This window comes from Rhizobacter sp. P2_D12 (assembly GCF_056404395.1).
On sequence record NZ_JBFUEB010000057.1, the window covers coordinates 30,532 to 41,659 of the forward strand.

Annotated in this window: 10 protein-coding genes; 2 read left to right on the forward strand and 8 right to left on the reverse strand. The window is 68.9% G+C overall.

Going from position 1 to position 11,128, the window contains the following annotated elements; all coding sequences use genetic code 11:
• Window positions 1-134 precede the first annotated feature (134 nt).
• The 3 genes from AC1DYN_RS19100 to AC1DYN_RS19110 form a co-directional block, all read right to left on the reverse strand.
• Window positions 135-560, reverse strand: a complete 426-nt coding sequence (locus AC1DYN_RS19100; protein ID WP_477962404.1) for an organic hydroperoxide resistance protein — start codon at window positions 558-560, stop codon at window positions 135-137.
• Window positions 561-614: 54 nt separating this feature from the next.
• Window positions 615-1,124, reverse strand: a complete 510-nt coding sequence (locus AC1DYN_RS19105; protein ID WP_477962406.1) for a MarR family winged helix-turn-helix transcriptional regulator — start codon at window positions 1,122-1,124, stop codon at window positions 615-617.
• A gap of 104 nt (window positions 1,125-1,228) precedes the next feature.
• Window positions 1,229-3,163, reverse strand: coding sequence for an ABC-F family ATP-binding cassette domain-containing protein (locus AC1DYN_RS19110; protein ID WP_477962408.1), 1,935 nt, complete (start codon window positions 3,161-3,163; stop codon window positions 1,229-1,231).
• Window positions 3,164-3,198: 35 nt separating this feature from the next.
• Here AC1DYN_RS19110 and AC1DYN_RS19115 point away from each other — a divergent pair, with 35 nt between their 5' ends.
• A complete protein-coding gene (locus AC1DYN_RS19115) occupies window positions 3,199-4,443 on the forward strand; it encodes a cystathionine gamma-synthase family protein (protein ID WP_477962410.1) in 1,245 nt (414 codons plus the stop codon).
• Here the strand turns inward: AC1DYN_RS19115 and prmB are convergent.
• The 5 genes from prmB to dapC all read right to left on the reverse strand — a co-directional run bounded on the left by prmB (window position 4,440) and on the right by dapC (window position 9,763).
• Window positions 4,440-5,324 (reverse strand): 50S ribosomal protein L3 N(5)-glutamine methyltransferase, encoded by an 885-nt coding sequence (prmB, locus tag AC1DYN_RS19120; protein ID WP_477962412.1) that lies wholly within the window; start codon window positions 5,322-5,324, stop codon window positions 4,440-4,442. The genes AC1DYN_RS19115 and prmB overlap by 4 nt on opposite strands.
• A complete protein-coding gene (dapE, locus tag AC1DYN_RS19125; RefSeq protein ID WP_477962414.1) occupies window positions 5,321-6,466 on the reverse strand; it encodes a succinyl-diaminopimelate desuccinylase in 1,146 nt (381 codons plus the stop codon). Before dapE ends, prmB begins: the two co-directional genes overlap by 4 nt.
• Window positions 6,467-6,479: 13 nt before the next feature.
• Window positions 6,480-7,670: a PilT/PilU family type 4a pilus ATPase gene (locus tag AC1DYN_RS19130; protein WP_477962416.1), complete on the reverse strand. Its 1,191-nt coding sequence runs from the start codon at window positions 7,668-7,670 to the stop codon at window positions 6,480-6,482.
• Between the two features lie 70 nt (window positions 7,671-7,740).
• Window positions 7,741-8,565 carry a 2,3,4,5-tetrahydropyridine-2,6-dicarboxylate N-succinyltransferase gene (gene dapD / locus AC1DYN_RS19135; protein WP_477962417.1) on the reverse strand — a complete coding sequence of 275 codons (825 nt, stop codon included), beginning with the start codon at window positions 8,563-8,565 and terminating at the stop codon, window positions 7,741-7,743.
• 7 nt (window positions 8,566-8,572) lie between these two features.
• A complete protein-coding gene (dapC, locus tag AC1DYN_RS19140) occupies window positions 8,573-9,763 on the reverse strand; it encodes a succinyldiaminopimelate transaminase (RefSeq protein ID WP_477962419.1) in 1,191 nt (396 codons plus the stop codon).
• Window positions 9,764-9,822: 59 nt separating this feature from the next.
• Here dapC and AC1DYN_RS19145 point away from each other — a divergent pair, with 59 nt between their 5' ends.
• Entirely contained in the window at window positions 9,823-10,866 is a 1,044-nt protein-coding gene (locus tag AC1DYN_RS19145) for an alkane 1-monooxygenase (protein ID WP_477962421.1), read from the forward strand.
• Window positions 10,867-11,128 lie beyond the last annotated feature (262 nt).

Here is an 11,128-nt window from a genome sequence, read left to right on the forward strand (position 1 = left end):
GGCGGGATCGGGCAGGAATGCATGCGGCGAGATCGGTTGCAGACGGCGCCGGTGGCAACGTGCCCGACCGTGCCCTGCGGCCGTGCAATTCTAGTCACCACGCCCGGGGCGCGCGGCCCGCGGGCGGGCGAAATTCAGGCCACCGTCAGCGTCACGTCGACATTGCCGCGCGTCGCGTTCGAGTACGGGCAGATCTGGTGCGCCGTGTCGACGATCTGCTGCGCGACCGAGCGCTCGACGCCCGGCACGGTGATCGTCATCGCGACCTGGATGCCGAAGCCTTGCGGGATCGGGCCGATGCCGACGCTGGCGGCGATCGACGTGTCGGCCGGCAGCGCGACCTTGTGCTTGCCGGCCGCGACCTTCATCGCACCGATGAAGCAGGCCGAGTAGCCGGCAGCGAACAGCTGTTCCGGGTTGGTGCCGACGGCGCCGTTGCCGCCCAGTTCCTTCGGCGTGGTCAGGCGCAGGTCGAGCACGCCGTCGGACGACTTGGACGTGCCTTCGCGGCCGCCGGTGGAGGTGGCGTGGGCGGTGTACAGGACTTTCTCGAGGCTCATGGTGTCTTCCTTCAGTTCAGGAGTGGGGTAGGGGAAACAACGGGGATACAGCGTTCACGCATGCGCCGCATCGGGCGCGTCATCGAGCAGTTGCTGGCGCAGCTGCTGCAGGCGTTGGGTCAGGTCGGTGAGTTCGGCAACGCTGCAGCCGCTGGCCTGGGCCAGCTGCGCCGGCACGCTGCGCGCCTGCTGGCGCAGCGCGCGTCCTTCGGGCGTCAGGCTGACGATCACGCGGCGTTCGTCGTCGGCGGCGCGCTGCCGCTGCACCCAGCCGGCAGCTTCCATGCGCTTGAGCAGCGGGGTCAGCGTGCCGGAATCGAGGAACAGGCGCTCGCCGAGTTCGCCCACCGTCAGCGCATCGCGCTCCCACAGCACCAGGAACGCCAGGTACTGCGGGTAGGTGAGGCCCAGCGGGGCCAGCAGCGGCTTGTACAGCTTGGTCATCGCGAGCGACGTGGAATACAGCGCGAAGCAGACCTGGTTGTCGAGCTGCAGCCAGTCGGTGCCCGCCGGCAGCGCGGGGGCGCTGGCGGGGCTGCGACGGGAGCGGTGGGTGGATGCCATGGGGTGAACTGTATCTTCGATCTCTCAATTGAATTGTGTGCAATCAATTGACCGCGTTCGCGGTGCGGATTTGATTCCCGGATGCCAATCCGGGGATCAAACCCTCACCCCGCGTTGAGGGTGTCGATCTCGGTGGTCAGCTCGAGCCAGCGGCCTTCGGCGGTCTCCAGCTCGTCGCCCAGTTGCTTCAGGCGCTTGCCTTGCTCGACACGCTGTGCCGGGCTCAGGTCCGGACGGCCCGAAGCTTCCTCGATGTTGGCCTTCTCCTGCGTCAGCGTCGCGATGCGCTTTTCCAGCGTCGCCAGCTCGGTGCGCAGCGGCTTGGTCAGCTCGGCCTGCTTCTGGCGCTGCTGCCCGGCGGCCTTGGCATTCTTCGGCGCAGCGGCGGCCGCTGCCTCGGCCTTCTTCGCCTTGACCTTGGCCGAGCCCGCCTCGCGGGCCTCCTTGGCCATCTCGCGCGAGGTTTCCAGCAGCCACTTCTGGTAGTCGTCCAGGTCGCCGTCGAACGGCTTCACCGCGCCGTCGCTGACCAGCCAGAACTCGTCGCACACCTCGCGCAGCAGCGCGCGGTCGTGGCTCACCAGCATCACCGTGCCCTCGAACTCGTTCAGCGCCATCGACAGCGCCTCGCGCGTCGTCAGGTCCAGGTGGTTGGTCGGCTCGTCCAGCAGCAGCAGGTTGGGGCGCTGCCACACCAGCATCGCCAGCACCAGCCGCGCCTTCTCGCCGCCGCTCAGCGAGCCCACGGCCTGGCCCACCATCTCGCCGACGAAGCGGAACGAGCCCAGGAAATCGCGCAGCTCCTGCTCGCGCGCCGCCGGCCCGACGTCGCGCGCCAGCCGGATCATGTGCATCAGCGGCCCGTCGTCCAGCGACAGCACGTCCAGCTCCTGCTGCGCGAAGTAGCCGATCGACAGCCCCTTGCCTTCGGTGACCTCGCCGGCCACCAGCGGGATCTCCTTCGCGATCGTCTTCACGAGCGTCGATTTGCCCTGGCCGTTGGCGCCCAGGATGCCGATGCGCTGGCCCGCCAGCACCGAGCGGTTGACGTTGCTGACGATGGGCACGCCGTTGTAGCCGCAGGCCATCACCGAGAACGCCAGCATCGGGTTCGGCAGCGACACCGGCTCGCGGAACTCGAACTGGAAGTCGCTGCTGGTCAGCACCGGCCCGAGCTTCTCCATGCGCGCCAGCGCCTTCACCCGGCTCTGCGCCTGCTTGGCCTTGCTGGCCTTGGCCTTGAACCGGTCGATGAACTTCTGCAGGTGCGCCATGCGCTCCTGCTGCTTCGCGAAGTTGGCCTGCGCCTGCATCAGCCGCTCGGCCCGCATCTCCTCGAACGCGGTGTAGTTGCCGGTGTAGCGCGTGAGCCGCGTCTCGTCCAGGTGCAGCGTCACCTTGGTGATCGCGTCGAGGAACTCGCGGTCGTGGCTGATCACGATCATCGTGCCCTCGTAGCGCTGCAGCCAGGCCTCCAGCCAGACCAGGGCATCGAGGTCCAGGTGGTTGGTCGGCTCGTCGAGCAGCATCAGGTCGGCCGGGCACATCAGCGCACGCGCCAGCTGCAGCCGCATGCGCCAGCCGCCCGAGAAGCTGTTGACCGGCTCGTCCAGCTGGTCGATGCGAAAGCCCAGGCCCATCAGCAGCGCCTGCGCGCGCGGGCGCGCCTCGAAACCACCGGCCTCGGCGATCAGCTGGTGCGCATCGGCCATCGCATGGCCGTCGTCCGCCGCTTCGGCCGCGGCCAGGGCCTGGTTCGCCGCGTTCAGTCGGGTGTCGCCTTCGAGCACGAAATCGGTCGCCGAATCGCTGGTCTCCGGCATCGACTGCGCCACCTCGCCGACCAGCCAGCGCGGCGGGATCGACACGTCGCCCGCATCCGACTGCAGCCGGTGCGTCAGCAGCGAGAACAGCGACGACTTGCCGGCGCCGTTGCGCCCGACCAGGCCGACCTTCTCGCCGGGCTGCAGCGTGACGCTCGCGTCCTGCAGGACGATCTTGGTGCCGCGGCGCAGCGTGACGTTCTTGATGACAATCATGGGATCAACTCAATTCACAACAAACGGGAAAAAGCATGAGAAACGGCACAACGCAGGGCCTGACCACCCAGTTGCTGCACGCCGACCGGCATGGCGGCGTCGAGCATGGTGCCACGCACAAGCCGCTGCACACCTCGTCGGCCTTCGGCTACGAGACGGCGCGTGAACTGGTGTCGGTATTCCAGGGCGAACGCAGCGGCCACGTCTACGCGCGCCAGGGCAACCCGACCAACAACGCGCTGGAAGCCAAGGTGACGCTGCTCGAAGGCGGCATCGGCACGGTGACCTTCGCCACCGGCATGGCGGCCATCGCGTCGCTGCTGCTGGCGCTGCTCAAGCGCGACGACCACATCGTCGCCAGCCGCTTCCTGTTCGGCAACACCGCCAGCCTGCTGAACACACTGGAGGGCCTGAGCTGCGGGCTGACGCTGGTCGATGCCACCGACGCCGCCCAGGTGGCGCAGGCGGTGACGCCGCGCACCCGGCTGGTGTTCGTCGAGACCATCGCCAACCCGGGCACGCAGATCCCCGACCTGGAAGCCATCGGCACGCTGTGCCGCGAACGCGGGCTGCTGTACGTGGTCGACAACACGATGACCACGCCCTACCTGTTCCGCCCGTCGGCGGTCGGGGCCGGGCTGGTCGTCAATTCGCTGACCAAGTCGATCGGCGGCCATGGCAATGCGCTGGGCGGCGCGGTGACCGACACCGGCCTGTTCGACTGGACCCGCTTCGCCAACATCGCCGAGCCGTACAAGAAGGGCGACCCGCGCGGCTGGGGCCTGCTGCAGATCCGCAAGCGCGGGCTGCGCGACGTCGGTGCCACACTGGGCGCCGACGCGGCGCACCGCATCGCCACCGGAGCCGAGACGCTGGCGCTGCGCATGGACCGCGCCTGCGACAACGCGCTGCGCCTGGCCGGCTGGCTGGCCGCGCAGCCGGGCGTGCGGCGCGTCAACCACCCGGGCCTCGAGAGCCATCCGCAGCACGCCACCGCGAAGCGCTGGTTCAAGGCCGGCGGCGCGCTGATGAGCTTCGAGCTCGACGATTCGCGCGATTGCCTGGCCTTCCTCGACCGGCTGCAGCTGGTCATCAAGTCCAGCCACCTGGGCGACAACCGCACGCTCGCGATCCCCGTCGCGCACACCATCTTCTGGGAGATGGGCTCGCAACGGCGGCAAGCGATGGGCATCGCGGATTCGCTGATCCGCGTGTCGGTGGGGATTGAAGACCATGAGGATTTGCGCGCCGACTTCGAACAGGCGCTGGCGGCCGGCTAGCGATTCCAGCGCGCGAGCGCCTCGCGCGTGACCAGCAGCACCTGGTCGTCGCCGGCGCTGGTGTCCAGCCACGCCACCTCGAGCTTGCGGAAGGCGTGCTCGAAGTGCGGGCGCTCGTTGCCGATCTCCAGCAGCAGCACCGCGTCGGGGGTCATCTTCGCCGGCGCGTCGCGCAGGATGCGCCGCACCAGGTCCATGCCGTCGTCGCCGCCGGCCAACGCCAGCGCGGGCTCGTGGCGGTATTCCTCGGGCAGCGCCGCCATGCTGCTGCTGTTGACGTAGGGCGGGTTGCACAGGATCAGGTCATAGGGCCCGCGCACGCCGGCCAGCAGGTCGGACTGCAGCAGCGTGATGCGCTTGCCCAGCTTGTGCTTGTCGACATTGATGCGCGCCACCGCCAGCGCGTCGTCGGAGATGTCGGCCGCATCGACCACGACCTCGGGGTAGGCCATCGCGGCGATCACCGCCAGGCTGCCGTTGCCGGTGCACAGGTCGAGCACCTGGTGCGTCTGGTCGGACAGCCATGCATCGAGCGTGCCTTCGCCCTCGCCATCGGCCAGCAGCTCGGCGATGAACGAGCGCGGCACGATGCTGCGCTCGTCGACGTAGAACGGCACGTTCTGCAGCCAGGCCTCGCGCGTCAGGTAGGCGGCCGGGCGGCGCGAGCGGATGCGTTCGTCGACCAGCGCGACGGCGGTGGCCTCTTCCTCGGCCGACAGCTCGCGCTGCGCCTCGGCTTCCAGCGCATCCAGCGGCATGCCCAGCGCCCACAGCACCAGCCAGGCGGCTTCGTCGAACGCGTTGGTCGTGCCGTGCCCAAACGAAACGCCCGCCGTCTTGAGGCGGGCGCTCTGCGCAGTGATGAGATCGATCAGCTTCATAGGAGCAAGCCTTCCAGCGTCTTGCGGTAGATGTTCTTCAACGGGTCGAGGCTCGCCACCTCGACGTGCTCGTCGATCTTGTGGATGCTGGCGTTCAGCGGCCCGAACTCGACCACCTGCGGGCAGATCTTCGCGATGAAGCGGCCGTCGGAGGTGCCGCCGGTGGTCGACAGCTCGGTGCGCACGCCGGTCTCCGACAGGATGGCCGCGCCCATCGCCTCGCTCAGCTCGCCCACCGGCGTCAGGAAGGGCTCGCCGCCCAGCGTCCAGGCCAGGTCGTAGCGCAGCCCGTGCGCATCGAGCACCGCGTGCAGCCGCGATTTCAGCGAATCGGGCGTCGACTCGGTCGAGAAGCGGAAGTTGAAGTCGACCACCACCTGGCCGGGGATCACGTTGGTGGCGCCGGTGCCGCCGTGGATGTTCGACATCTGCCAGCTGGTGGCCGGGAAGTAGCGGTTGCCCTGGTCCCATTCGACGGCGCACAGCGCGGCCAGTGCCGGCGCGGCGCGGTGGATCGGGTTGTCGGCCAGGTGCGGGTAGGCGATGTGGCCTTGCACGCCATGGACCGTCAGCTTGCCCGACAGCGTGCCGCGGCGGCCGTTCTTGATCATGTCGCCCAGCGTGCTGACCGACGTGGGCTCGCCGACGATGCAGTAGTCGATGCGCTCGCCGCGCTGCGTGAGCAACTCGCAGACCTTGACGGTGCCGTCCACCGACGGGCCTTCCTCGTCGCTGGTGATCAGCAGCGCGATGTCGCCGCAGCGCGTGCCGTGCTGCGCGACGAATTCCTCGATCGCCACCACCATCGCGGCGATCGACGTCTTCATGTCGGCCGCGCCGCGGCCGTACAGCTTGCCGCCGCGGTGCGTCGGCACGAAGGGGTCGCTCTGCCACTGCGCGAGCGGGCCGGTGGGCACCACGTCGGTGTGGCCGGCGAACATGAGCCGCTTGCCGCCGGGGCTTCCGCGGCGCAGCGCCCACAGGTTGGTGACGCGGAAGTCGGCCGGGCCGCTGACGATGGTTTCGCAGTCGAAGCCGAGCGGCAACAGGCGTTCGGCCAGCAGTGCCTGGCAGCCGCCGTCGTCGGGGGTGACGGAGCGGCGGCTGATCAGGGCCTCGGTGAGTTCGAGCGTGCGGGACATCGGCAACAGGCGATCAGAACCGGGTGGCGAACCCGCTGTTGCGGTCATCGTGCACGTCCAGCGTGATCTCGGTGAAGGTGGGCTGGTCGTCGGTCTCTTCCTTCTTCGCGACCTGGCGCGACACCGGTTCGGTGTCGTTGGCCAGCCGCCACATCAGGTTGGTCGGCGAGTCGGCGAAGGCGAGGCCTTCGTCGCGCGTGATGACGCCTTCGGTGATCAGGCGGGCGAGGTCGGCCTCGAAGCTCTGCGAGCCTTCGGCCAACGACTTCTCCATCGCCTCTTTCACGCCGCTGAAATCGCCTTGCTCGATCAGCTCGGACACCAGCTTGGTGTTCAGCAGCACCTCGACCGCCGGGCGGCGCCCGCCGGCCGATGCGCGCAGCAGCCGCTGCGAGACGATGGCGCGCAGGCCGGCGGCCAGGTCGGCCAGCAGCGCGGGGCGCGATTCGGGCGAGTAGAACGACAGGATCCGGCCGAGCGCGTGGTAGCTGTTGTTCGCGTGCAGGGTTGACACCACCAGGTGGCCCGACAGCGCGTACGAGATCGCCATCGTCATCGTCTCGCGGTCGCGGATCTCGCCGATGTAGATGCAGTCGGGCGCCTGGCGCAGCGCGTTCTTCAGCGCGACCTGCAGCGACTGCGTGTCGCGCCCGACCTCGCGCTGGTTCACCACCGAGCGCTTGTTGCTGAACATGAACTCGATCGGGTCCTCGATCGTCAGGATGTGGCCGGCCATCTGCTGGTTGCGCTGCTCCAGCATCGCCGCGAGCGTGGTGCTCTTGCCGGTGCCGGTGGCGCCCACCATCAGGATCAGGCCGCGCTTCTCGAGCACCAGCGTGTTCAGCACCTGCGGCAGGTTCAGGCTGCCGAGCGCCGGGATGTCGTGCGGGATGCAGCGGAACACCGCGGCGATCGAGCCGCGCTGGCGGAAGGCGCTGAGCCGGAAGCTGCCGACGCCGCTGATGCCGATGCCCACGTTCAGCTCGCCGGTGTCTTCCAGGTCTTCGAGCTGGGTCGGCGACAGCAGTTCGGCCAGCAGCTGGCGCGGCTGCGTCGCGGTGAGGGGTTGGTCGCTCAGCTGCAGGATCTGGCCATTGATCTTGATCAGGATCGGCGTGTTGGCCGACAGGTAGACGTCGGAAGCGCCCTTGTCGGCCATCAGCCGCAGCACGCGCTCCATGTTGCCGCCGGGGGTGGCTGTCATGGCTGTGTCCTTTCGGGACCTTGTTGAACGGAGGAAGGGATCATGGCACGCCGGCCGGCGGGTTCAGGGTTCACGCACGCAACAGTTCGTTGATGCTGGTCTTGGCGCGCGTCTGGGCGTCGACGCGCTTGACGATGACCGCGCAGTACAGGCTGTACTTGCCGTCGGCACTCGGCAGGTTGCCGCTGACCACCACCGAGCCGGCCGGGATGCGGCCGTAGCTGACTTCGCCGGTCGCGCGGTCGTAGATCTTGGTGCTCTGGCCGATGTAGACGCCCATCGAGATGACCGAGTTCTCCTCGACGATCACGCCTTCGACCACCTCGGAGCGGGCGCCGATGAAGCAGTTGTCCTCGATGATGGTCGGGTTGGCCTGCAGCGGCTCGAGCACGCCGCCGATGCCGACGCCGCCCGACAGGTGCACGTTCTTGCCGATCTGTGCGCAGGAGCCGACGGTGGCCCAGGTGTCGACCATCGTGCCCTCGTCGACGTAGGCGCCGATGTTGACGTACGACGGCATCAGGATCACGTTCTTCGCGAGGTAGCTGCCGTGGCGCGCGACGGCCGGCGGCACGACGCGCACGCCGCTGGCGCGCACCTCGTCGTCGCTGATGTGCGAGAACTTGGTCTTGACCTTGTCGAAGAAGGTCAGGTCGCCGGCGTGCATCAGCTGGTTGTCGTTCAGGCGGAACGACAGCAGCACCGCCTTCTTGACCCACTGGTTGACCTTCCACTGGCCGACGGCCTCGCGTTCGGCGACGCGGATGCGGCCCTTGTTCAGGTCGGCGATCACCGATTCGACCGCCTCGCGCACCTCGGGCGAGTTGACGGCATTGATCTGGGCACGGCCTTCCCAGGCGAGGTCGATGACGCTTTGCAGTTGCTGTTGGCTCATGGGGGACTCAGGCGGATTGAATGAAGGAAACGATGCGTTGTGCCGCTTCGAGGCATTCCGGGGCGTCGGCCACCAGGGCCAGGCGCACGCGGCCTGCGCCGGGGTTCGTGCCTTGTGCCTCGCGCGCCAGCAGGCTGCCCGGCAGGACGGTCACATTGTATTGAGCGAGCAGCCCGCGGGCGAATGCGACGTCGTCGCCGCCCGGCACGGCGGCCCACAGGTAGAAGCCGGCGTCGGGCAGCCGCACGTCCAGCACCTGCGCCAGCAGCGGCGTGACCTCCGCGAACTTGCGGCGGTACTGCTCGCGGTTGTCGACCACGTGGGCCTCGTCGCGCCAGGCGGCGATGCTGGCCTGCTGCACGGCCGGGCTCATCGCGCTGCCGTGGTAGGTGCGGTACAGCAGGAACTGCTTCAGGATCGCCGCGTCGCCGGCCACGAAGCCCGAGCGCATGCCCGGCACATTGGAGCGCTTGGACAGGCTGGTGAAGACCACCAGGTTGCGCAGGTCGTGCCGGCCGAGCTGCATGGCGGCATCCAGCGCGCCGAGCGGCGGGTCTTCGCGGAAGTAGATCTCGGAATAGCACTCGTCGGAGGCGATCACGAAGCCGAAGCGTTCGCTGAGCTCGAAGAGGCGCCGCCACTCGTCCAGCGGCATCACCGCGCCGGTCGGGTTGCCGGGCGAGCAGACATACAGCAGCTGGGTGCGGGCCCAGACCGCGTCGGGCACCTGCGACCAGTCGGCCGCGAAGTTGCGCGCCGGGTCGCTGTTGGCGAAGAAGGTCTGTGCGCCGGCCAGCAGCGCTGCGCCTTCATAGATTTGGTAGAACGGGTTGGGGCAGACCACGGTGGCGCCGGGGCGGGTCGGGTCGACCACGGTCTGTGCCAGCGCGAACAGGGCTTCGCGCGAACCGTTGACCGGCAGCACCTGCGTGGCGGCATCCAGCGTGACGCCGTAGCGGCGGCGGGCCCAGTCGGCGCAGGCCTGGCGCAGCGCGATGTCGCCGGCGGTGGCGGGGTAGCTGGCGAGGCCGGCGAAGCTGGCCGACAGTGCATCGAGGATCAGCTGCGGCGTGGCATGGCGGGGCTCGCCGATGCCCAGGCTGATCGGCGTGAAGGCCGGGTTGGGCGTGATGTCGCGGGTGAGGGCGCGCAGCCGCTCGAAGGGGTAGGGGTGGAGCTTGCCGAGCAGCGGGTTCATCCCGCGATTATCGGGGACGGGCCGATTGACGCGGGCCGGGTGGCTGCCGATCATCGGGCATGGACCTGCTCCTGCCCCGCGCGCGGCCGTGGATGCCGCCGCGCTTCTGCATCGCGTGGCTGCTGCCCTTGTCGGTGGGCTGGGCGGCCTGGCATTCGGCGTGGGCCGCCTGGGCGGTGGGCACGGCCTTCCAGGTCGGGCTGGCGCTGGTCGAGTTGATCCCGGCGCAGCGCAGTTCGCCGCCGGCGGCCGAACCGGATGGATGGCACAGCGCCTGTTTGCGCTTGCACGTCCTGTGGCAGACGGCGCTGCTCGGCCTCGGGCTGTGGGTGGCGCAGCAGCAGGCCGGCTGGGCGGCCGTGGTGGCGCTGGGCATCGGCATCGGCGGCGTCACCGGGTCGCAGGGCATCACCTTTGCGCACGAGCTGGGGCATTCGCGTTCGCGCCTGGACCGGGTGCTGGCCTGGTGCCTGATGGCGAGCGTCAACTACAGCCATTTCATGGTCGAGCACTACCGCGGCCATCACCCGCGGGCGGCGACCTTCGACGATCCGGCCAGTGCGCGGCGCGGCGAGACGCTGTGGCGCTTCCTGCCGCGCACGCTGGGCGGCAGCTGGGTCAATGCGTGGCGGCTGGAGGCGCAGCAGCTGCGGCAACTGCATCGCGGCTGGGTGCGCAGTCCGCTGGCCTGGGCGACGGTGGTGCAGGGTGCGTGGCTGCTGGTGCTGGCGGTGGCCTTCGGGGCCCATGGCCTGCTGTTCTGGCTGGTGCAGTCGGCCTACGCGGTGTTCCTGCTGGAGACCATCAACTACATCGAGCACTACGGGCTGCAGCGCGCCGAGGTCGATGGCCGCCGCGAGCCCTTCGCGATGCAGCACGCCTGGAACGCCGACCACCGGCTCACCAACGGCTTCATCGCCAACCTGCAGCGGCATTCCGACCACCACCTGCACGCCTGGAAGCCGTATCCGACATTGGAGCCTCTGCCCGGGCCGCAGTTGCCGACCGGCTATGCGGGCTGCATCTGGCTGGCATCGGTGCCGCCGTTGTGGTTCAAGGTCATGCACAGGCGCTTGAGCACCTCTCAGGAGAAGACCGCGTGACCCTTCCATTGCTTCGTTCCGGAATTGCACCCAATCTCGCGCCAAGCCGAAGCTGAGGCGCTCCTGAGAACCCACCAATCGCTCAGGCCTTCGACAGGCGACTTGTAGCCCGGATGCGAATCCGGGATCTCCGCACAAAACCACTGGTTCGGCAAAGGTGCGGGCGGGCAGGCTGGGGCGCGCCAATGAGGGTGGGGCGCCGGAGCTGGCTGGTTTCAAGGCCCGCGTGCGCAGCACGCTTCGTGGTCTGACTGTCGCCGAC

What these genes read in the sequence shown, in the direction of transcription:
- dapE (WP_477962414.1), bottom strand. Translation starts at nt 6,466, where the DNA reads ATGTCCCGCACGCTCGAACTCACCGAGGCCCTGATCAGCCGCCGCTCC.
- dapC (WP_477962419.1), bottom strand. Translation starts at nt 9,763, where the DNA reads ATGAACCCGCTGCTCGGCAAGCTCCACCCCTACCCCTTCGAGCGGCTG.
- dapD (WP_477962417.1), bottom strand. Translation starts at nt 8,565, where the DNA reads ATGAGCCAACAGCAACTGCAAAGCGTCATCGACCTCGCCTGGGAAGGC.
- prmB (WP_477962412.1), bottom strand. Translation starts at nt 5,324, where the DNA reads ATGAAGCTGATCGATCTCATCACTGCGCAGAGCGCCCGCCTCAAGACG.
- AC1DYN_RS19115 (WP_477962410.1), top strand. Translation starts at nt 3,199, where the DNA reads ATGAGAAACGGCACAACGCAGGGCCTGACCACCCAGTTGCTGCACGCC.
- AC1DYN_RS19110 (WP_477962408.1), bottom strand. Translation starts at nt 3,163, where the DNA reads ATGATTGTCATCAAGAACGTCACGCTGCGCCGCGGCACCAAGATCGTC.
- AC1DYN_RS19105 (WP_477962406.1), bottom strand. Translation starts at nt 1,124, where the DNA reads ATGGCATCCACCCACCGCTCCCGTCGCAGCCCCGCCAGCGCCCCCGCG.
- AC1DYN_RS19100 (WP_477962404.1), bottom strand. Translation starts at nt 560, where the DNA reads ATGAGCCTCGAGAAAGTCCTGTACACCGCCCACGCCACCTCCACCGGC.
- AC1DYN_RS19145 (WP_477962421.1), top strand. Translation starts at nt 9,823, where the DNA reads ATGGACCTGCTCCTGCCCCGCGCGCGGCCGTGGATGCCGCCGCGCTTC.
- AC1DYN_RS19130 (WP_477962416.1), bottom strand. Translation starts at nt 7,670, where the DNA reads ATGACAGCCACCCCCGGCGGCAACATGGAGCGCGTGCTGCGGCTGATG.